The organism is Brevundimonas sp. KH_058 (assembly GCF_057838505.1).
On record NZ_CM174469.1, the window covers coordinates 367,764 to 388,969 of the forward strand.

The following is a 21,206-nucleotide window of genomic DNA, read 5'->3' on the forward strand; positions in this document are numbered from 1 at the left end:
GTGGCGCGCTCCACCGGCGCGGCTCTGATGGCGTTGGCCACGTCGGGCATCGCCTGGAGCGCGACGGCCCAGGACAGCCTGGTGCGCAATCTGGTCATCGCCGCCGATCCCCAGCCCTTCAGCGCCGACGACCTGCTGTGGATGGAGGTGGACGCCGGCGGCGTCGCCCTGACCGATTCCATGAACGTCTATGCCTCTCGGGCAGGCGTCTTTGTACCGCTGGGCGAATTCTCGCGCGTGCTCGACCTCGCCGTTGGCGTCTTCCCAGCCCAGCGCCGTGCCGAGGGATGGGTGCTGGATCCGTCCAATCGCATCACCGTCGATTTGGCGACGGGCGAAGCCAAGGTCGCCGGACGCACGATCCGGTTCGGGGCGGACCAGGCGGCCATCTATGACGACGACCTCTATCTTCGCACCGACCTGATCGAACAGCTGCTGCCGGTGAAGCTGAAGGCGGACACCAGCGCCCAGATGCTGACGGTGACCACCACGCGCGCCCTGCCGTTCGAACAGCGGGCGGAACGCGCGCGTCGCCAGGCGGCCGCCGGTGTCATAGACGCCGAGGACGATGTGGTCCGCCAATCCACCCCTTATCGTCTGGCCAGCCCGCCTGCCTTCGACGTCAATATCGGCGGTCAGGTCGCGCGCGACGGCGTCGACAACGCCAGGCGCTACGACGTGCGCGCGGCCGGCGACCTGCTTTATGCGGGCTTCGAAGGCTACGTCGGTTCTGACGACGAGGGCGCGATCAACGCCGTGCGCGTCGCCCTGACGCGCAAGGATCCCTACGGCCACGCCCTGGGGCCGCTGGGCGGCACACGCGCCAGCATCGGCGACGTCTTCTCCCCCTCAATGCCCATCGGCGTCTCCGGCGTCGCCGGACGCGGGGTCTATTATTCGTCGGCGCCTCTGGAAAACCTCGACCTCGCCACCCCGCTCAATCTGCGCGGCGAACTGGCCCTGGGCGAAGAGGTGGAGCTGTATGTCAACGAGGTGCTGCAACGCGCCCAGACCTCGCCGGTCCAGGGGCGCTACGAGTTTCTGGACGTGCCCCTGGCCTTCGGCCTGAACACGATCCGCTTGGTCTTCTACGGCTCGCAGGGGCAGATTCGCGAGGTCGTGCGCCGCATCAACTTCGGCTCGGGTCAGTTGGAACCGGGCCGGTTCGTCGTGCGGCTCAGCGCCGTCCAACAGGGGCTGACCGTCTTCGATGTGGGCGATCCCATCGGCGGTCAGGATGTGGGGGCGTTGCGCCTGGTCGCCACCGTCGATTACGGCCTCTCGCCGGGCCTGACCCTCAGCGCCGGCGCCGCGCGCTATGAACCTCTAGGGCGCGACAGCCGCACCCTCGGCACGGCCGGCGTCCGCAGTTCGCTGGGGCCCGTCGCCGCCCAGATCGACGCCGCCCTGGACGACCAGGGCGGACGCGGCGTCTCCGTCGGCCTGGCCACGCGCGCCTATGGCGTCTCCCTGATCGGCCGGCACTCCGAATATGGCGCAGGCTTCATCGACGAGACGCGTCAGCTCGGCGCCCTCGATCAGGCGCCCCTGTCACGCGCCACCGACATTCGCGCCGACGGCCAGTGGACGGCGCCCGGCGGCCTGGTCGTGCCGATTTCGCTGAACGCGCGCCGCCTGGTTCGCACCGACGGCGTCAACCTGACCACCGCCGAACTGCGCGCCTCCGCCCCCATCGGCCGCTACTACGCCTCCAGCAACATCGCCTATGAGGCCGAAACCACCGTAGGCGCCGATCGCCGCCGATGGCTGGGCGGATTCGATATCAACACCCTGATCTCAGCGCGACTTCAGACCCGCGCCGGCCTGACCTATGAGATATCGCCGGACCCCAGCCTGGACACGGCCTATGTCACCGCCGACTGGCAGCTCAGCCCCACCGCCGCCTTGCGCTTTGGCGCCATCCGCGCCTTGGGCCCGCAGGCGTCCACGGCTGTGCAAGCCTCGCACCTGTGGCGCGCGCCCCGTTTCGACCTCGCCCTGAACGTCGCCTATGAAACCCGTCGGCAGGACTGGCGGATCGGCCTGCAGCTGGGCTTCGGTTTCGGTTACGATCCCGGTCGAGACCGCTATCGGCTGACGCGACCCGGCGTAGCCGGCGGCGGATCCGTCGCGATCAATGCCTGGGTGGACGAGAACGGCGACGGCCTGCGCCAGGTCGGCGAGCCGGGCGTGCCGGGCATCGTCGCCGACACCAACGCGGGAGGCGTCACCACCGACGCCGACGGCCGCGTCTACGCCACCGGCCTGGGCGACGTGCCGACCGCTCGTATTCGCCTGACGACCGAAGGGATCGACGATCCCTTTCTGGTCGGTGGCCCCACCGACATCCAGATCGTGCCGCGTCCCGGTCAGGCGGCGCAGATCGACTATCCGATGCAGCGCAGCGCCGAGGTGCAGCTTCTGGCCCTGCTGGTGCGCGGCTCTAGCGAACCGCGTCCCCTCGCCGCCCTGGCCATCGAACTGGTCCCGCAAGGCGCCGGCGCGCCCATCGCCGGCCGCAGCGATCACGCCGGGGTGCTGTTTTTCGAACGCGTGCGGCCCGGCGTCTATGATGTCCGGCTGGACGGAGATCAGGCCCACGCCCTGGGGGTTTCTCTGGTCGAAGGCGCCCGCGTTGTCGTACCTGCGAAGGGTGGCTTCGTGGACGCAGGCCGCTTCCTGGTCCGCATCGAAGGCGAGGTCCGGCAATGAACCGTATCGCCATCGTCCTGCTCATCGCAATGAGCCTGCTTTTCGCAGCACCACGTCAGGCCTTGGCCCAGTCCGACGCCTCGGTTACCCGATCACCCGCGACGGCGCCCACCCTGGGGACGACCATTCGCGGCACGTCTGCGACGACCTTCAGCATCTCCACCGCCGGCGCCGTGACCCGCACCAGCGGCGACGCCATTCGGCTGACATCCGGTTCGGTGACGACGCCGACCCTGTCGATCAACTGCGGCCTGTTGAACCTGTCGGGCCTGTGCGCCCTGCGCTACATCCGCGTCACCATCACCCCCGTCACCGGCAGCGGCCCCGCGACCATATCCCGGCTGAGGGTCGGCGGTTTGAGCGGCGCCACCTATCGCGCCGGATCGGCCCCGACGGAGGCGGCCAGCCTGACCTTCGACCTCAACCCCATCGGCCTGCTCAGCACCGCCACCCTGAAGCTCGGCATGGACGTCGTGCTGTCTGCCAACGCCGCCAGCGGCGTCTACAGCTTCGACTACATCGTCACGGTTCAACTGGTGTCATGACACCCCTTCGCGTCCTCATTATCTCCGTGCCGCTCCTCGTCCTCGCCTTACCCGCGCTGGCGCAGGAACCGGCGCGCGCCACGATCAGCATCCAACGTAGCCTCAGCATCGTCTCCGTCCGCCCGATCCAGCTCTCGCCCGAGCAACGCGTCGCCACCCTGTCGCTCAGCGCCGACATCCAGCCCAATGCGCCTGCGGTGATCCGCGTCACCGGCGATCCCGGCCGGGTCTATCGCATCCGCGTGCCCCGCACCCTGACCTCCAGCGAGGGCGTCGCCCTGGTCGAGGATCTGCAAATCTGGAGCGAGAACACCGGCGACGTGTCGGTGACCCGCACCTCGCACATGGACCTGGACGGCCGCGACATGCTGCGGGTTTCCGGCCGCCTGCGCCCCGCCAATGGCGCGTCCGAATCCGTCGCCGCCCTGCCCCTCAGCATCGACTACGAATAGATCAGGGCAAGGCGTCCAGCGCCGCGATCAGTTTGTCAGCCGCCGCCGCATCCAGCCCTCGCCCCGACGCGAACCCATCGTCCACCGCCAGCGCCGCCGCGCCAATATCGGAAAACCCGAACAGCCCGGCCGATCCCGCCAGACCGTGTGCGACCCGCTCCACCCGATCGGGATCACCCACCGCCAAAGCCCGCGCCAACACGGCCCGATCCTCGACCGCCCGGACGCAGAACTCGGCCCTCAGCGCCGCCAGCGGATCGTTGCTCATGCGTCCGCCGCCGCCAGAATGTCCCGCAGTTGCCTCGCCAGGGTCATCGGATCGAATGGCTTCACCACAACGCCTATGGCCCCCAAGGCCTTCAGTCGCTCGACCTCCTCGCTCTGGGCGCGCGCCGTCATGAAGACGACCGGCGTCTTCTCCAGCCCTTCGATCTCGCGCAGACGCGCCAGCAGGCTGGGTCCATCCATCGACGGCATCATCACATCCAGCAGGATGATGTCCGGCGCCGGCCCCGTCTCCAGATGCGCCAGCGCCTCCGCCCCAGACCCCACGCTGGTCAGCACCAGGTCGGGGTCCAGCTCCAGCGCGAACGCCGCCACCTCGCGGATGTCCGGTTCGTCGTCGATATGCATCACCGTCAGCGGCATGGGCTTTCCTCTCAGCGATCACGTGGGGTGAAGGTCAATCGCCGCACCGTCCGGGCCAGATCGGCCAGCGACGCCGACGACTTGACCAGCACCGCCTCGACACGCTCGCCAAGCGCGGCATCCATGTCCTGCGCGGAATAGACCACGACCGGGATCCCCTTGGCCCCCTCGCCCAGGTCGGGCAACAGCTCCAGCCCCGACCCGTCCGGCAGCCCAAGGTCCAGGATCACCAGATCCGGCCTGGTCCGCGCCAACACCTTGCGCGCCTGCGACAGGCTGGTCGCGTGGGTGATCTCGGCGATCCCCGCCAGGGTCTCGGCGGTGACCTGCAGAATGTCGGGGTCGTCGTCCACATGCAGGATGACCGGCGCCTGACGCCCCAACCGCTCCAGCACCGCGGCGATGGCGCTGCGCAAACGCTCCTGATCGAACGGCTTCTCCAGCCAGTCGATCACCTCCAGCGACCGCCCTCGCGCACGGCCTCGGGCCACATCGGCCGAGACGACCACGACCGGCGTGTCCACCGTACCGGGCCGTTCGCGCAGGGCCCGGATCAGGCCGATCCCATCCGCGTCCGGCAGTTGCAGATCCACCAGAATGGCGGCGAACCCCTCGTCCTCGACGGCGTCCAGCGCGGCGGCGGCGCTGCCGGCGACCAAGGCGTCGAAGCCGTCCTGCGCCAGCATGATCCGCAGCACCTCGGCCGCATCGGGATCGTCCTCGACGATCAACAGGCGCGGCCCGTACGTCGTCTGCGGCGCGGCGTCGCCGACGGTCATCGGCAGGTCCAGATGGAAGGTCGCCCCCTCGCCCGGCGCCGATTCGAACCACAGCCGCCCGCCGTGCCGCTCGGCGATCTCCTTGGCGATCGCCAGCCCCAGGCCGGTGCCGCCGCGCTGGCGCGTGTCCGATCCGTCGGCCTGGGCGAACTTGGTGAAGATGCGCGCCCGGAACGCATCGGGCACGCCCGGCCCGTGATCGCGCACGCTCAGCCGCACGATACGCGCCTCGGGCATGACCGCGACCTCGACCGTGCCGCTCTCGGGCGAGAATTTGGCCGCGTTCGACAACAGATTGACCACCACCTGCACCAGTCGATCTACATCCCCCATCACGGGCGCCGCCGGCCCATCGGCCAGCTCCAGCTTGACGCCCAGCCCGTCGGCGTATCCTCGCACATTATCCAGCGACCGGATCGCGACCTCGCGCAGATCGATGGGCTGAAGTTCCAGATTGATCTGCCCGGACTCCAGCTTCTCCACATCCAGAATGTCGTTGATCAGCCGCACCAGCCGCAGGCTGTTGGAATGGGCGATGCCGATCAGGCGACCTGCACGCTCCGACAAGCTGCCCGCCGCACCACCCGCCAGCAGGCCCAGCGACCCGGCGATAGAGGTCAGCGGCGTCCTCAGCTCATGACTAACGGTCGAGACGAACTGCTTCTTCAGCTCCTCGACCCGACGCCGATCCGTGATGTCGCGCACCACCGCCACCAGATGCACGCCGGTCGGCAGTTCCAGCGGGCTGAAGGCGACATCGACCGGAAACGCCTCGCCGCTTCGCCGCCGTCCCGTCAGTTCCTGCACCAACCCACCCGTCGCATCGGCCCCGCCCGCGCGGATCCGCGCCATCAGTCCCTTGTCACCCTGGTCGCTGGCCTCCAGCAGCACGGCCACGTCACGCCGGCCCAGTTCCTGCGCCGACCAGCCGAACATCCGCGTGGCGGCGGCGTTCATCGTCTCGATGGTGCCGCTGGGGTTCAGCGTCAGTATGGCGTCGATGGCGCTGTCGAAGATGGCTTCCTGGCGCGCCGCCGTGGCCCGCACCTCGGCCAATAGCGTCCGCCGCGTCGTCACATAGCGCACGAACAACCATGCCGACCCAGCCACGACGAGGATCAGCGCCAGGAACAGCGCCGTCACCATCGTCTCCGTCACCTGCGACCGCGCCTCGACCCGCCCCGTCAGCGCCGTCAACGCCCGCGCATCGATCTCAGTCATCCGGTCGATGGTCGCGCGAATACGATCCATCGCCTCTTTGCCGCCGCCGGTGGCGACGGCCGTCAGCCCCGCCTCGCGGCCGCGCCGATCATGGGCCTCCAGCGCCTCGCGCATCGCCGCCTGCTTGACCGCGATCCGTCGTTCCAGCTCGGCGATGTTGGCGCGCTGAACCGGATCGCCCACATAGGCCGCCCTCAGCTGCGGCAACTCCCGGCCCAGGCGCTCGGTCGCGATCGTATAGGGGACCAGAAAATCGGGATCGCCGCTAATGATATAGCCGCGCTGCCCCGTCTCGGCGTCCTGCATCAGAGAGAAGACGGTCTGAAGCTCCTCGCGCGCCTTGTGCGACTGCGCCGTCTCCTGACGCAGCGCGCGAACCCGCTCGAAATCACGCCGCATCTCCAGCCCGACGCACGCCAGACCGACCACCAGCGCCACAACCGCCAGGCCCAGCCCCCACCGCCGACGTGATCCGCGCACCATCCCGCCCTCTCGACCTCAGCCGACGCCGCCACCCCGACGTGCATCGGCCTTCACCCCGACGGTCCGACATCCCGCCTCGATAGGCAAGACCATCCCCGCCCCTGCGACCAAACAACTTCAAGGCGATAAGGTTAATAGAGGTGAAGGCGAGCTCACGCCGGATTGACGACACGGCAAGAGGACGGTCACCTCAGCCGCAAATCCTCAGCGGGTTGGTTGGCGCTGCGATTGGAGATCATGCCGTTCACAGCACGCACGCTTCATTCTGACCTATCCTCGCCTCTGCGCCCCCGGAAGAAGAACAGAACAAGCAGTCCCGCCAACATCGCCAAGCCCAAGCGTGCGATCATACAGCGCAAGACGGAGATGGCGGACATCGGCGCGACATCGTCTGAAGAAGGATTGGCCGCCGGGCTTTCGCCCTGACCCTTTCAAGCTGGAACGAAACCAGCCTGCGTCAGCCGCAGCTGTCTAAGATCGACGCCCATTTCGTTTCTGAACCGCGTGACGGCCGCATCGCCCAAACGGCGCGCCATGGCGTTGTCGCCGCGCTGCATGGCGTCCACATAGGCCGCGTGCTGTACGAGGAAGTTCAGCATCAGCACTTCGGCCATCTCTTGACGACCGGCGTCGTCGAGCCTCGCGATCGGTCCGCCTGCGATCGAGCGACGAACCTGGTCACGAACCGCCAGGGTCTGGGCGCGGTTATTGTCGCCCTGATTGGCGATGACCCAGTTCATCACCCAATAGGCGGCCATGACGTCCGCAACATCGCCGGATCGCAGGCCATCGGACCGGACGATGCCTGACCAGCTGCCGACGGGATCACCGTTCATGAGCACGGATCGCACGCGCTGCTCTGCCTCGCGACCGGAATTTCTGCCGACGAATTCCGCAAACTGAGACCTGACCCGCGTGGAGACGGCAGGCGAGGCGCGATAGGTCGTGCTGACCACGGCCCCCGACGGAGCCGCAAGAGCGCGAGCGGCCCGTCTGGCAGACGAAGCCGAGCCATCGCCCGAGGACATCATGTTGTCCCGCATCGCCGCGTGCATCTGGTTCATGGCGTCTGAGGTCGCGAAGCCCTGAAACGCATAGTCCTGAGCCCCGGCAGGGCTCCCCAGCACCGCCACAGTCGCGACCATCATGGCGAACCGTATTTTTGCGTGATGCGAACGCTTCGTCATTGGCCTTATCTCCGACTTCGACGTCCCAAGAAGAAAAATAGGGCAAACAGACCCGCCAACGTGGCCAGGCCCAAGCCTACGATCACATAATGGAAGACGGGGAAGGCCGACGGCGCTTCATCGTCCGTAGAAGGATTGGCCGCCGGGCTTTCGCCCTGACCCTTTCAAGCGCTGGGGGTGAACCCCGTGTTGGTGAGCCGAATGCTGCGTAGATTGACGCCCATCTCGTTATTGAAACGCGCCACCGCGGCGTTCTGCAAACGACGCTGCATGTCTGCGTCGTTTGCAGCCATAGCGTCCTCATAGGCGACGCTTTGGGCGATGAAATTCAAAATCATCGCCTCGGCCATCTCCTGCTTCTGAGCGTCGTCCAGACGCGAGAATCCTGGGTTCCCTCCCAGAATGGATTGGACTTGTGAACGGACGGCAGAGACTTGCGAACGATCGACTTCGCGGACGTCATTGGCAATCTGCCAGTTCAGAACCCAATAGGCGGTCATCGCATCAGCGACGCTTCCGCGTCGCAGGCCATATTGCGACACATGACGCCCCCAGCGCGCGAAAAAGTCTTCACGCTCCATGGCCGCCGCGATACCGGCCTGGTCGCCGCCTGTGGATCCCACGAAAGCGGCGAACTGGCGTTTGACACGCGATGTCACTGCGGTCGAAGCCCGATAGGCGGTCGAAACCGCGCCTGCCGCCCCGGAGGCAGCAGGGCTCCTGGCCGAAGACGACGAAGAAGATGAGGCACGGCCGCGACGGGAGTCCCGCTCCAGCTGATTCCCAACCATCGTGTTGAGAGCCATATTGGCCTGAAAATCAGGGGTATAGGTCGGCATGAAGTCCTGAGCGGACGCCGATGAGGCGACAAGAACCGTAGCGATGACAGTAACGACGGAAAGACGCTTGACCATGGAGATACTCCAATCTTCGAGACACGCTGAATAACGACAATCGGGCGGCGAGAATTTCCCTCGCCGTCCGATTTCATTCGCCTCGACGTCAGCCTTGCTTGCGGGCCAGCGTGGAACCGGCTTCGCCTATCGACTTGATGACGTTGTTCAGCGCCTGGGTGATCAGGCTGATCTCCTGACCAACGGCCGTCATCTCGGGGTGCTGTCAGTCTAACGCTAACTTGTCTCCACTTCAGACCGCCTAATGGCCTGATCGGAGATCGCATTTCGTGAAGCCACTATCGTTCAAGCGCCATCGCTTCCCCGCCGCGATCATCCGCCAGGCCGTGTGGCTCTACTTCCGCTTCAGCCTCAGCCTTCGTGACGTCGAAGAGCTGATGGCCGCGCGAGGGATCGATGTGAGCTACGAGACGATCCGCTGCTGGACGATCAAGTTCGGACCTCAGATCGCACGACGACTGAAGAAGCTTCGCCCCTCCCCGTCGCCCCGCTGGCACCTCGACGAAGTCGTTTGCTCGATCGGCGGAAAACGCATGTTTCTATGGCGCGCCGTGGATGACGAAGGTGAGGTGCTGGATGTTGTCGTCCAGCGCCGGCGAGACACCGACGCGGCCTTGAAGCTGCTGCGGCGGCTGCTGCGAAACCAGCCTGTCGAGCCCGAGAAGATCGTGACCGACGGCCTCGGGTCATACCAGGCGGCTTTGGGTCAGCTTGGCCTGCGTCACCTGCATTCCCCCGGCCGGCTGCGAGAAAACAATCGAGCGGAGAACTCCCACTTGCCGATACGCCGGCGGGAGCGACAGCAGCAGCTCTTCAAATCTCAGGCTTCAGCCCAGCGCTTTCTCACAACTCACGCCGCGATCCACAACACCTTCTACACCCAACGACATCTCATAAGCCGACCGAACCTCCGCCGTTTCCGCGCCGGGGCGAATGCGGCATGGGCCGTCGCTGTCGCCTGAGATTTCGTCGGGTTGCGCAAGTTGCAGTGCTCCTCGATTAAACTCACAGCACTGTCCCATCAAAGCTTGGCTTTGCAATAAAGCCCTGCAAAATCGCCAAGCTGGCGATTGGCAGATCAACCGCCGCTCGATAACAACCCCATGGGGCAATCGAAGGGGAAGCGCGTGGGTCTGGGAACGGTCGTGAGGGCGCTGATCTTCGGCAAGGACGCCGACCGCAAGCGACGGTCCGCCAAGGCCGCCCGCATCCGCAGCCTGCCGGACCGGCGCGTGATGGCCGACAGCTATGTTCCCGCCCTGGCGGTCGATGGGGGGCGCATACTGTGGGTCGGTTGCCGCGAATATACGTTGGACGACTATGCCGCGCTGGAAGCCCACGGCGGCGAGGTCTGGACGACCGACATCGACGCGGCGGCGGCACGCTGGGGCCGCGAAGGTCGGCACCGCACAAGCGACGTCTGCGAGGCGGATCGGTTTTTCTCCGACATGACGTTCGACGCAATCGTCTGCAACGGCGTGCTGGGCTATGGCGTCGATAGTCCCGAGCAACAACGAATGGCGTTGAAGGCTCTGGCCGCCATCCTGCGTCCCGGCGGGCGGCTGCTGCTGGGCTGGAACACCGACAAGATCGACGATCCGGTCGCCGCCGGCCTGACCGAGGCCGACTTCGAGCCGACGCCGCTGGGCGACCAGCCGACACGCGTGCGGTTCGATGCGGTGACCCACGTTTACGACAGCCTCGTCCGCAAGGCTTAGGCGCCTATCCCTGAAGTCTGGGCTGCGACCCGTGTCGCGGCAGGAACCACGACCAGCGGGCCTTCGCCGCCGAACGGCTCGACAGCGACCGGTCGGCCAAGACCTCGCGCAGGGCGTCCAGTTCGGCGGCGCGGGCGCTGGGGGAATGCACCCGCTCCACGAAATCCTGTCCGCTGCGCGCCAGAGCCAGCCGTTCCGCCGGATTCTCGATCAGGCGGTTCATCGCCGCCGTCAGGGGCGCGGCGTCCTCGACCTCGACATAGACCGCGTGTTCGCCGCTCGCTTCGCGCAAACCGCCACGACCCGACGAGATCAGGGCCGCGCCCGCCGCATGGGCCTCCAGCGCCGCCAGTCCCAGGGCCTCGCGAACGCGTGACGGCGTCACGGCGATGGCCGCGCGACGCGTCACGTCTCTGACCTCGGCCAGGGACGCCGATTTGTGGATCTCGACCCGGTCGCCGAACCGATCCAGCGCCCTAACCAAAGGCTCGGCCCAGTCCTGATGCTTCTCCCAATCGCCCAGCATCAGCGCGCCACGCCAGTCGGGATGACGATCCAGCGTCTCGGCCAAGGCCGCGCAGAACAGGTCCAGCCCCTTGTCCCGCATAGCGCGGCCGGAGAACAGGATCAGGTTTTCGCGGACGTCCGGCGATGCACGCCAGGCCTCGACCTCGATCGGATTGCACACCGAAGACACCCGCCCGGCCAGACGCGGATAGTCCGTCGCGAACTCCTGTCCCGCCGCCTGGCTGACGAACACCAGCCGGTCGAACCGCGCCAGGCGGCGACCGTAGCGGAAGGCCTCGATGGGGTTCTTGGCCGGCTTGATGCGGGTGTGGCGATAGAGGACGTGGGTCGCGCCAGGGAATTGACGCGCCAGTTCGGACGCGGCCTTCAACTGCTGATGATATTCGACGATGTCGGGCGACAGCGCCTTGAGGATGGCCGCCACCGCTTCGTTGCGCGCCTTGCGGCCCAAACCGGCCGGCGCCGTCAGCATGTTCAGGTCCGCACGCGGCGTCGCACCCGCATCGCAGATCAGGGTGACCGAACGGTTCAGGCGGCTGTGCGGCGACAGGGTGCGCACCACCGTCTCCATCGAGTTGGCCTTGTCGGGACAGAAGCTGCAGCCACGGGGCAGAACGACGGCGATACGCATGGTCTAGCCTTCCTTGCGAACGGAAGCGGGCGAGAAAATCTGGGGATGAACGGCGGCGCCTGTCGCACGACGACCGCGCGGGCCGTTGAGACCTAACAGGCGACGCGCCTTGAACCCGGCCTTCAGCCAGGGTTCCGCCGGCGACTGTCGGATGCCCTTCACGTCGATGAAGGTGATGTCTCCATGGCCCGACAGGGTATGGAAGCCGTCGCCGAAGCCCTCGATCAGATCGCCCGCCTCGAACCGCTTCCCCACCGAGGCCGAGAAAATCCCCGGTGTCAGGGCGTCGATCCGCAACAGATTGATCGCCGCGCCATAGGTTCCCGCGCAGTCCTGAACCGGCAGATGCAGAGCGCCGTCACGCAGGAAGGCCGAACCGCCGGGCCGCGAGGTCTGAAATCCGCTCAGCACTGGATTGCCGGAATGCGCCGTCCAGGGCCCGGTCAGGCTGTCGGCCCAGGCGATATGAAGCTCGCGCATCGCCCGGTCGTCGGGTCCCGGCAGGGCGTGGAACATCCACCACCGACCGTCGTACTTCACCACCGTCGCATCAATGGCCGCCGCCTCGCCGACGCGCGCAACGGCCTCCCATTGGTCGGGGAAACGCATGCAACGATACAGGATCAGCCCGCCGCTCTTGTAGCCCTCGGGCAGCATGTAAAGTTCGCCGCCGTCCTCGATCAAGGTCGGATAGGACAGGTGCCAAGGCTCGGTCAGGGCGACGCCCTGGCCCACCAGCCGGTCGTCGGCGTCGTACTGGCGATAGTGAATCTCGCCCCGGCGCACATGATAGTCGAACGCCTCGACGAAGACGGTCAGCACCCCGTTGCGCGTTATCCCGAACGGGTCCGCCAAATAGGCGTGCGGCCCGCAATCCGGCAGCCAGACCACCTCGTCGGCGCGCGGCGCATGGTCAAGGAAACTGCTTAAGGGACGGCGGATGAAGCCCGAGCGCCAGATGTCGAACATGACGACGCCCTAGCCGACCAAATAGGCCGGAGCCGCAGTGCCGTCGTGTCCTGCAAACGCGCGCATCTGGATCCTGCTCGTCGGCGCTGCACGGCGCCTTCATGACAAGGACGCCGCCGACCGGCCCTTGCCTCAGGAAAATCGTCACGGCATTGAGGGTCACGACCCGCGACGGTCGCATGAGAGGATTTCGCCTGCTTGACCGCGCCCGCCGCGCATCCCCTGGTCGCCGCCTACCTGGAGCAGCGCGAAGACCTGGCGCGGTTCTGCCGGGCGCGGCTGGGCGGCGCATCCGGCGATGTCGATGACGTGCTGCAGGACATCTACCTCAAGGTCTCGGCGCTCGATCCCGATCCGCCGCCCGACAATCCGCGCGCCTTCCTTTTCCGGCTGACCTCCAATCTGCTGATGGACCGTTGGCGCTCCAGCCAGCGGGCGACCAACCGCGACACCCAGTGGCGCCAGATCAACCACGAGGTCGGCGCGGCGGAAGATCTGGACGCCGCCCCCTCCGCCGAGGCGGTCGTGGCGGGGCGCGAGCGGCTGGCCCGCCTGGTCGCCGCGCTGGAAACCCTGCCGCCCAAGACTCAGACAGTCTTTCGCCTGCACAAGTTCGACGGCGTCAGCTACGCCGACATCGCCGCCCAGTTGGGCGTTTCGCGCAGTTCCGTCGAGAAACACATGATGGACGCCCTGCGCGTTCTGGCCCGAAAGGTTCAGCCATGAAGACGTCCTTTTTCACCTTTTCAGGAAATCAATCTGGAGGTGCGGCCTTCGCGGCGACGTCTGGTTATCAGGAAGTCCGTTGCACGGCGGAACTCCAGGCTGGGATCGGATGACCGCAGAGACCGACATCAAGGAAAAGGCGCTGCACTGGTTCGTCACACTGCGTGACGAGACGGCGCCCCAATCCGCGTGGCTCGATTTCCAGTCCTGGCTGGAGGTCTCGCCCGCCCATGCGCACGCCTATGACGCCGTCGAACGGCTTTGGGTTGATCTGGATGCCGCAAACCTAGCCCCGGTCACGGCGGCGCCCGTCATCGACCTGTCCGCAGCCCGCGAACGCCGCGCCAACCGTCGCTCGCCCTGGTTGGGCGCAGGTCTCGGCATCGCCGCCAGCGTCACCCTGGCGGTTGGCCTGTGGCTCTGGATGACACCCACCGGCCAGACCTACGCGACCACCGACGCGCCGCTTTCGGTCGCCCTGGAGGACGGCTCGCACGTCTATCTGAACCGCTATTCCACGCTGAACGTCCGTTTCGACGACGACAGGCGGTCGGTGTCGCTCACCGAGGGCGAGGCCGCTTTCGACATCGCCCACGATCCTGCCCATCCCTTCGTGGTCGCCGCCGGCGATCATCAGGTCCAGGTGCTGGGCACCGCCTTCAACGTGTTGAACCATGGCGACAACTTCGCCGTGACGGTTCAACGCGGCGTCGTCGCCGTGACGCCCGCAAACGCCCCGGCGCCCGTGCGCCTGACGGCAGGCCAGACCCTGGAACAAAGGGGCCAAGCGGAGCCGCGTATGAGCAACGTCTCACCGGATCGCGCCTCGGCCTGGCGCAGCGGCGTGCTGGTCTATCGCGACCGCCCGCTGAGCGATGTGGCCGACGATCTTTCGCGTTATCTCGACAAGCCAGTCGTGCTATCGACGCCCGTTAAGGCGCTGCGTTTCACCGGCGCCCTGCGTGTAGGCGACGAGGCCGTGATGTTGCAGCAGCTCCAGGATTTCGCACCCGTTCGCGTCGAGGCCTCGACGTCCGAAGTGCGCATAAGCGCGCGTGGCGCCCGCTGAGGCCAGGCGGCCTCTAACCTCCGGCCATCCCCGGTCAAGCGCCGCTGCCCTGATCCCCAGCCTTGGGCTGATTTTGACGACGGCCCTGTCGGCGCCGGCGCAGGCGGCCGATGCGCGAACGCTGGACTTCTACGTCTCCCGCCAATCCGTCGATGGCGCGCTGCTCGACCTCGCACTTCAGGCGCGCGTGTCGCTGGGCGGCAGTCTGAGCGCCTGCGAGGGAACCAGCCCGGCGCTTCATGGCCGCATGTCCCTGGATACCGCCCTGACCCGCATCCTGGCGGGATCGGGATGTCGACATGTCATCCGGGCAGACGGCGCCGTGATCATCAGCCGCGCGCTGCCGCGCCCCTCGTCACCAACTGCCCCGCCGCCCGCGCGAGGCACATCCCCTCGCCGCGAGTCGACCGAAGACGTGGCTCAGGTCAGCGAAGTCATCGTCACCGCCCCTCGCCGGCCGGAGCTGATCCAGAATTCGTCATCGGCCATGACCGCCGTCGCCTCCGAGCGCATCGCCCGTTCCGGCGTCACCGGCATGCAGGGGCTTGATAGTCTGATCTCCGGCATGACGGTGACCAACCTCGGTCCCGGCCGAAACAAGATCCTGCTGCGCGGCATATCCGACGGCGTCTTCACCGGCCTGACGCAATCGACCGTGGGCCTGTATCTGGACCTGACGCCTGTGACCTACAGCGCGCCGGACCCGGACCTGAAGCTGATCGACGTCGACCGGGTCGAGGTGCTGCGAGGCCCTCAAGGCACGCTCTATGGCACCGGTCCCATAGGCGGCGTCGTCCGCATCGTCACGCGTGCGCCCGAGTTCGGTCAGGAGGAGCTGTCCGTCGCCCTTACCCGCTCCCATACCAGGGGCGGAGGCGCGAACTCCGACTATTCGCTGATCGCCAACCTGCCGCTGGCGGGGGATCGCGCGGCGATCCGGGCGGCCATCTATGGCGAGACATACAGCGGCTATATCAATGACGTCGAACTGAAACTGCGCCGCGTCAACGACGGCACGCGGCGTGGCGGACGTGTGTCGGCGGCGCTGCAGATCGCGCCCGGCTGGACTGCGCGAGCAGGCGTCGTTCATCAGTCGATCGTGACCGAGGACACTCACTATGTGTATCGCGGTCTAGGGCCGCTGCGACGCGCGAATCTGGTGCGCGAACCCCACCAGAACCGCTTCGATCAGGCCTCGCTGACGCTGGAAGGCCGGGGAGCCTGGGGGCATATGAATGCCTCGCTCGCCGTGGTCGAACATGGGTTCAAGAGCCGATACGACGCCTCCAGCGCCCTGCGTCGCTTTGGGTCGCCTTGGCGGATCGGCGCCCTGGACGAGAACAAAGACATTCATCTGATCGTCGGTGAAGCCAACTTCGCATCGCCCGACGTGGGCCGTTGGCGCTGGCTGGCTGGCGGCCTGGTGTCGTCCAGCACCACCCGCACCAACCCCGTCCTGTCCGCTCTGCGGCCGGCGCCGCTGACCGTCTATTCCGAGGCGCGCCGCGACAGCCTGAACGAGGCCGCCGTCTATGGCGAGGCGTCGCTGCACCTGACGCCAAAACTGAGCCTGACCGCCGGCGCCCGCTATTACGCCCTCGACTACGAGACGACCTCCGAGGTGCGCCAGGGTTCGCGGCGGCGAGCCTTCGACGGGAGCGGCGCGTCCTCCGGCCTGACGCCCAAGATCGCCTTGGCCTGGCAGCCCAGCGAACGTCTGAACCTGTCGGCCCAGATCAGCCAGGGTCACCGCGCCGGGGGCTTCAACACCGCAGGCGTCATCGGACAGGACTTCAGCGGCCTGGCGGACTCACCGGCGCGCGAATACCAGCCGGACTCGCTGTGGAACCTGGAGTTCGGCGCCAAATACCGTTCGCCCGATGGACGCGCCCGAGTGCGTGCGGCCGTCTATGCGGCGCGCTGGCGCGATGTGCAGAGCGATCAGTTTCTGCCCAGCGGACTAGCCTATGTCGTCAACGTCGGCGACGGCGCCGATCTGGGGTTTGAGATCGAGGCGAACTGGAAACCGACCGAGACGCTTGAGCTGTTCGCCAACGGCCTGGTCGCCGATCCCCGCATCACCGATCCCAGCGATCAGTTCGATTCCCGACGCGACGCCGGTCTGCCCGGCGTGCCCAAGGCCTCGGCCAATCTGGGTTTCACCTGGCGTCGGCCGCTGGGGGATCGCCTTCAACTGCTCGCCGACGGAGGCCTGTCCTACGTCGGTTCGTCCCGTCTGACCTTCGACGGCCGCCAGCAGCATCGCATGGGCGACTATGGCACGGGTCGGTTCGCGCTGGGCGTGGAGGCCTCGCTCTGGGTCGCGACCCTGTTCGTCGACAACCTGTTCGACACCGAGGCCAACACCTTCGCCTACAGCGACCCCTTCCGCCTGCCTGACGCCCAGGCCGTCACTCCCTTGCGCCCCCGCACTATCGGCGTCACGCTGAGGTGGACGCCTCAATAGCAGACCTTCGCCCACGACGTTCCCTCATAGGAATTCGGTGGAGGGAGGAAGGCGGATCTCTACCCGCAGTCCAGCTTCCGCGAATGGCGTTTAGGCGCAAAGCACCCTCTCCTTGCGTGACCTGGCAAGTCTGCAAAGCGCCACAAGCGGCCCTTAGGATCACTCCAGATTCCAGACCTCCCGACGCTAACAGCGATGTCCGACCCCAAAGGCGTGACAAACCGATTTGAATGTCCGCTCAGCCCCCGCGCGACGTTGATCGCCGCCTGGCGAGCGACTACGCAGGAGCGCCGATCCCGCCCCAAGCGCGGTCAAGGACAGACTCGCATGATCGCTATCACTGTGTTCCCGCCGTCCCGGACCAATCCGCCGAAGTTCGACGGGTTGGCCTTGCAACAGGACGCCTGGAACGATTTTAGCTTTCAAACGCAATACCATCTGTTCGCCTCGACACCTGAGTTCACGGGCCTGATCGGGCTGTGAAGATCCTCAAACGCGGCCAGACCGCGAGCGACGTTCTGCAGCTTCCGCCAGGACCTCTGGATCCGCTTGGCCCAGACTTCGTCTTGCTCGGCCAAGATTTCGACTATTACGAGCGTCTGGCGGGACTGCCGCTGGATTTCCGCGCCGAGGTGTTGGCGTCCTTGAGAGACGCGCTCGTCCAGCCTGACCACGCCGCGACGTTCTCCGATGACGAGGGTTGGACCGTATCGGTACTTGCTATGTCAAATGGGAAAGCTTCCAGCGTTACGCCTCGGTGCTGCTGGATCGCGACTATGACCGCGTCGCGCGGCTAGGACTGGAACTGTCGTTCCAAGTCACGGGCTGGGTGGACCCGGCTGTGTTCAAGTTCGACGCGCCAAAGGACCAATTGATCTGAGTGTTGTCAGTCTAACGCTAACTTGTCTCCACTGCAGGGCCGCCTAAGGGTCTGATCGGAGATCGCATTTCGTGAAGCCGCTCTCGTTTAAGCGCCATCGCTTTCCTGCGGCGATAATCCGCCAAGCTGTGTGGCTCTACTTTCGCTTCAGCCTCAGCCTTCGTGACGTTGAAGAGCTGATGGCCGCGCGTGGAATCGATGTGAGTTACGAGACGATCCGCTGCTGGACGATCAAGTTCGGACCCCAGATCGCACGGCGGCTAAAGAAGCTTCGCCCCTCCCCTTCTCCACGCTGGCATCTCGACGAGGTCGTTTGCTCAATCGGTGGGAAGCGGATGTTCCTATGGCGCGCCGTAGATGATGAAGGCGAGGTGCTGGACGTTGTCGTCCAGCGACGGCGGGAGACCGACGCGGCCTTGAAGCTGCTCCGGCGTTTGCTGCGCAACCAGCCCGTCGAGCCCGAGAAGATCGTCACCGACGGGCTCTCATCATACCAAGCGGCCTTGAGCCAGCTTGGCCTGCGGCACTGCATTCCCCTGAGCGCATGCCAGTTCGACCGCGGGAATCACCACGGTCTTGAAGTAGTCGGCCGCGTCATCGACGAGGCCGCTGATTGGAGTGATGTGTGGTCCCGCTGCGCTACTATTGCGTGCCGTCACTGCGGTCCCCAACCGTTGCGGCGCAAACCGCCTCAGACACGTCGATCTCTATCGGCGCCTCTTGGCCGATCAGCATGTAGGAGTAGCGGAACGTCACGCCGCGCCGCATCTCTGGGCGCATCACCGCATCCTCACAAACTCTTGTCAGCGTGTTTTTTGCGAAGAAGTCGCGCATCTGTTCGGGCGTGCCACGTTCCGAAATTTCGTAGTCATAGATCAGGACGCGGCCAGACGAGCGAACGCCGACCAACTTGGTCGAAGGGTCGATCTGCTGCGGCACCGTTCGGCCGATTTCCACTGCTGCGTCGGCGACTTCTTGTTCGAGCGTGTAAGCATCTTGCGTCGCTGCCAAGGGCTTCCCCGACATCATCGCCGAGAGTGAAACGAACATCAGCGCAGCTATCGCAAGAGTCAGACCGCCAGTCTCAGCAATGCGTCGCAGCAGTGGCACGTTGCTGGTCACTTCGGCGTGCGCTGGCGGTTGCCGCGCGGCTTTTCGCATCTGGCTGACAATGAGGACCACGCCGATCAGGAAGACGATCCAGAAGCCTACGCCCAGCAAGGCGACTTCAGCACCGTCGTTGGTTGCCCGACGCACCATCCCGGTAATCAACCCATCCCCTTGGGGTTGGTCGAGGGTGCCACCCGCAGCGAAGAGAAAGTCGGCAACCGATTGCCAAAGAAACATCGCGACGACCCACTTCCAGAATCCCCAAAAGCGATACCGCCAAATCCCGGCAAGCGCCGGAATATAAACAAGCAGCCACATGATCGCCTCCCCCTGATCTGCCATTGAACGCACGGTTGTTTGAGCGGCGCAACACTGTGCCGGGAGTGCGCCACGGTGTGCCGATGTCACTTGAAGGCGTCAACTTCGACACGCCGCAGGTGCGCCGCACCGCACACTTGGCAAACGGCAACTAAGCGATTGTTTTAGCTGAGGCGGGGTGGCGGACAGAGAGGGACTGCCGCCACAATCAATGAAATCAACCACTTAGCGGGAACCGCCTGCTACATGTTTGAGGTCCGAGTGTAACAATCCGCCACGCATTTACAAGGATCGCCTGAGACGCGTTTTCACTGGTTGAGTTCAAAGCCGACGTATCGAGAAAACTCCTCGGGATACTGGACCATCACCATTGTCAGATGCGCGAGCGCAGCGGCTTCATAGCGATCGGTTGACGGAGGATTGGCGCTAGCCTTAACCGCCTCGTCATATGCTTGAAGCCCTGCGAGATACATGTCCGAGCCATCACCGAGCGCATAGACCGCTCCCCATCGCGCCGACATGCGTTGCTGCTCTGTCGCTTCGTCACCAACACTCTTTGCAATTAAGTTAGTGGCCTCAAGCCGTAACTGTGTCGCCTCCAAATAAGGCTTGGCCATGCGAGTAGATTGGACGGCGGCATAGCCTTTAGCGGCCATGTGTAGGTCGGGCTTGAGATAGCCGTCGTCGCCAGCCTCGATCCCAGCCTTCTTAGCAGCATCTAAGGCGGCCCCCTCTCTGGCGCGCCGTGCCTCTAACGCAGCAGCGATCCTTTGCCTTGCGTCTGACGATCCAGCAGCTTGCACGACCATTGGGCTCATGCCCTGTTGAAGCATCCGACGCGACACGCCTGCGGTAGCGTCAAGAGCGATCAACAAGTCTTGGAACTCGCCGGGGCTCAGTTCACTCTGAGCGGCAGCGACCTTAACCCTCACGTCGTCATCGAACATTTGGACTGAGGCTGCGCGTTGCGCCTGCCGCTTAGCTTGGTTCATGAACCACCAAACTATCGCCCAAACGATGGCACCACCAATGACCCAACCCAGCATCTCGATCTCCAACTAACCCGTGAGCTTCACTCGCGGCAAAGTGGTTAAGCTTAGGTGTCTGCTGTTATGCTGAGGGGGTGACAAGGCAGTCTGTTCTTCCTACGTTCTTTGAAGGACCGCGAGGCAAGCATGACCATCTTTGACCATTTCCCGAAGACGCCTATCGACATCGTAGCGCCAGACGGCACGCTTCGCTGTTCCACGACGGGCATTATCAGCACGAACGAAATCCAGGTCCCTGATGCATCGATAGACGTTGAGGCTGGCGATGAAGTCAGACGGCTCCTTCCAAACGGAAAGGAGGAGGTCTTCATCATACGTGACGCTGTTTATTCCGACGGATTAGGCCCCATACCGCCGCACTATAATCTTAAGGTGTTCAGGAAGGGCTCGTTTGCGCGGCACACAGGGGGTCACTACATCAATGTTTCAGGTCACAACGCTCGCGTTAACTTGAACTCCACTGACAACTCAACGAATGTCGTCAACACCACGTCGATCTTTGCCCAGGTCGCATCCGCCATTGAGCAGGGAGTGGACGACGCGGCTGAGCGAGAGACCCTGCTAGAAGCCCTGAAAGCCATAGAAACGAGCGATAGCTCGGAAGGAAAAGGGCAAGCCTATCAGCGGTTAATCGCTAATGCTGCCAACCACATGACCATCCTTGCGCCGTTTCTAGGCCCCCTCACCCAAGCGCTTTCACAATAAGCACGGCCGAAATCCGACTTGGCTATGCGAGGGGAGCCCTCCGATCCTAAGAGGCACTGGCTCCCCCGGTATCCCCTCCCGGCTGGCCGGAAATA

The 21,206-nt window shown here is 65.3% G+C and carries 21 protein-coding genes; 13 read left to right on the plus strand and 8 right to left on the minus strand.

What is annotated here, in order from left to right; translation table 11 throughout:
• The 3 genes from AC3ISA_RS01710 to AC3ISA_RS01720 are packed head-to-tail and all read left to right on the plus strand — an operon-like array spanning position 1 to position 3,709.
• Positions 1–2,712 (plus strand): hypothetical protein, encoded by a 2,712-nt coding sequence (locus AC3ISA_RS01710; RefSeq protein ID WP_489179057.1) that lies wholly within the window; start codon positions 1–3, stop codon positions 2,710–2,712.
• A complete protein-coding gene (locus tag AC3ISA_RS01715) occupies positions 2,709–3,257 on the plus strand; it encodes a hypothetical protein (protein ID WP_372694855.1) in 549 nt (182 codons plus the stop codon). The genes AC3ISA_RS01710 and AC3ISA_RS01715 overlap by 4 nt, the downstream gene beginning before the upstream one ends.
• Positions 3,254–3,709 carry a hypothetical protein gene (locus AC3ISA_RS01720; RefSeq protein ID WP_489179058.1) on the plus strand — a complete coding sequence of 152 codons (456 nt, stop codon included), beginning with the start codon at positions 3,254–3,256 and terminating at the stop codon, positions 3,707–3,709. Before AC3ISA_RS01715 ends, AC3ISA_RS01720 begins: the two co-directional genes overlap by 4 nt.
• A gap of 1 nt (position 3,710) precedes the next feature.
• Here the strand turns inward: AC3ISA_RS01720 and AC3ISA_RS01725 are convergent, their stop codons facing one another.
• The 5 genes from AC3ISA_RS01725 to AC3ISA_RS01745 all read right to left on the minus strand — a co-directional run bounded on the left by AC3ISA_RS01725 (position 3,711) and on the right by AC3ISA_RS01745 (position 8,941).
• On the minus strand, positions 3,711–3,977 hold the full coding sequence (locus AC3ISA_RS01725; RefSeq protein ID WP_489179059.1) for an Hpt domain-containing protein: 267 nt from the start codon (positions 3,975–3,977) through the stop codon (positions 3,711–3,713).
• Complete coding sequence (locus AC3ISA_RS01730; RefSeq protein ID WP_489179060.1) at positions 3,974–4,357, minus strand: response regulator; 384 nt, start codon at positions 4,355–4,357, stop codon at positions 3,974–3,976. Before AC3ISA_RS01730 ends, AC3ISA_RS01725 begins: the two co-directional genes overlap by 4 nt.
• A gap of 11 nt (positions 4,358–4,368) precedes the next feature.
• Positions 4,369–6,840 carry a response regulator gene (locus tag AC3ISA_RS01735; RefSeq protein WP_489179061.1) on the minus strand — a complete coding sequence of 824 codons (2,472 nt, stop codon included), beginning with the start codon at positions 6,838–6,840 and terminating at the stop codon, positions 4,369–4,371.
• A gap of 431 nt (positions 6,841–7,271) precedes the next feature.
• Positions 7,272–7,988, minus strand: a complete 717-nt coding sequence (locus AC3ISA_RS01740; protein WP_489179062.1) for a DUF6683 family protein — start codon at positions 7,986–7,988, stop codon at positions 7,272–7,274.
• Positions 7,989–8,191: 203 nt separating this feature from the next.
• Positions 8,192–8,941, minus strand: coding sequence for a DUF6683 family protein (locus AC3ISA_RS01745; protein ID WP_489179063.1), 750 nt, complete (start codon positions 8,939–8,941; stop codon positions 8,192–8,194).
• A gap of 269 nt (positions 8,942–9,210) precedes the next feature.
• Between AC3ISA_RS01745 and AC3ISA_RS01750 the strand changes: the two genes are divergently transcribed.
• Positions 9,211–9,903 carry an IS6 family transposase gene (locus AC3ISA_RS01750; RefSeq protein ID WP_489179064.1) on the plus strand — a complete coding sequence of 231 codons (693 nt, stop codon included), beginning with the start codon at positions 9,211–9,213 and terminating at the stop codon, positions 9,901–9,903.
• Between the two features lie 141 nt (positions 9,904–10,044).
• Entirely contained in the window at positions 10,045–10,659 is a 615-nt protein-coding gene (locus tag AC3ISA_RS01755; RefSeq protein WP_489179065.1) for a class I SAM-dependent methyltransferase, read from the plus strand.
• A 4-nt stretch (positions 10,660–10,663) separates the two neighbouring features.
• Here AC3ISA_RS01755 and AC3ISA_RS01760 read toward each other — a convergent pair whose 3' ends face one another.
• The gene (locus AC3ISA_RS01760; RefSeq protein WP_489179066.1) at positions 10,664–11,818 is read right to left on the minus strand and encodes a glycosyltransferase family 4 protein; all 1,155 of its coding nucleotides are present in this window, start codon (positions 11,816–11,818) and stop codon (positions 10,664–10,666) included.
• Between the two features lie 3 nt (positions 11,819–11,821).
• Positions 11,822–12,787, minus strand: coding sequence for a glucosamine inositolphosphorylceramide transferase family protein (locus AC3ISA_RS01765; protein WP_489179067.1), 966 nt, complete (start codon positions 12,785–12,787; stop codon positions 11,822–11,824).
• Positions 12,788–12,985: 198 nt separating this feature from the next.
• Here AC3ISA_RS01765 and AC3ISA_RS01770 point away from each other — a divergent pair, with 198 nt between their 5' ends.
• The 7 genes from AC3ISA_RS01770 (at position 12,986) to AC3ISA_RS01800 (ending at position 19,384) form a co-directional block, all read left to right on the plus strand.
• Positions 12,986–13,513, plus strand: a complete 528-nt coding sequence (locus tag AC3ISA_RS01770; RefSeq protein ID WP_489179068.1) for an RNA polymerase sigma factor — start codon at positions 12,986–12,988, stop codon at positions 13,511–13,513.
• A 109-nt stretch (positions 13,514–13,622) separates the two neighbouring features.
• Complete coding sequence (locus AC3ISA_RS01775; RefSeq protein ID WP_489179069.1) at positions 13,623–14,582, plus strand: FecR family protein; 960 nt, start codon at positions 13,623–13,625, stop codon at positions 14,580–14,582.
• 73 nt (positions 14,583–14,655) lie between these two features.
• Positions 14,656–17,049: a TonB-dependent receptor gene (locus AC3ISA_RS01780; protein ID WP_489179070.1), complete on the plus strand. Its 2,394-nt coding sequence runs from the start codon at positions 14,656–14,658 to the stop codon at positions 17,047–17,049.
• 327 nt (positions 17,050–17,376) lie between these two features.
• Positions 17,377–17,532, plus strand: a complete 156-nt coding sequence (locus AC3ISA_RS01785; protein WP_489179071.1) for a hypothetical protein — start codon at positions 17,377–17,379, stop codon at positions 17,530–17,532.
• Positions 17,533–17,749: 217 nt separating this feature from the next.
• Positions 17,750–17,929 carry a hypothetical protein gene (locus AC3ISA_RS01790; protein WP_489179072.1) on the plus strand — a complete coding sequence of 60 codons (180 nt, stop codon included), beginning with the start codon at positions 17,750–17,752 and terminating at the stop codon, positions 17,927–17,929.
• A gap of 71 nt (positions 17,930–18,000) precedes the next feature.
• On the plus strand, positions 18,001–19,098 hold the full coding sequence (locus AC3ISA_RS01795; RefSeq protein ID WP_489179073.1) for an IS6 family transposase: 1,098 nt from the start codon (positions 18,001–18,003) through the stop codon (positions 19,096–19,098).
• A complete protein-coding gene (locus tag AC3ISA_RS01800) occupies positions 19,058–19,384 on the plus strand; it encodes a hypothetical protein (RefSeq protein ID WP_489179074.1) in 327 nt (108 codons plus the stop codon). Before AC3ISA_RS01795 ends, AC3ISA_RS01800 begins: the two co-directional genes overlap by 41 nt.
• 281 nt (positions 19,385–19,665) lie before the next feature.
• Here AC3ISA_RS01800 and AC3ISA_RS01805 read toward each other — a convergent pair whose 3' ends face one another.
• A complete protein-coding gene (locus AC3ISA_RS01805; protein ID WP_489179075.1) occupies positions 19,666–20,415 on the minus strand; it encodes a hypothetical protein in 750 nt (249 codons plus the stop codon).
• 117 nt (positions 20,416–20,532) lie between these two features.
• Between AC3ISA_RS01805 and AC3ISA_RS01810 the strand changes: the two genes are divergently transcribed.
• Positions 20,533–21,111 (plus strand): hypothetical protein, encoded by a 579-nt coding sequence (locus AC3ISA_RS01810; protein ID WP_489179076.1) that lies wholly within the window; start codon positions 20,533–20,535, stop codon positions 21,109–21,111.
• The last annotated feature ends 95 nt before the right edge of the window (positions 21,112–21,206 follow it).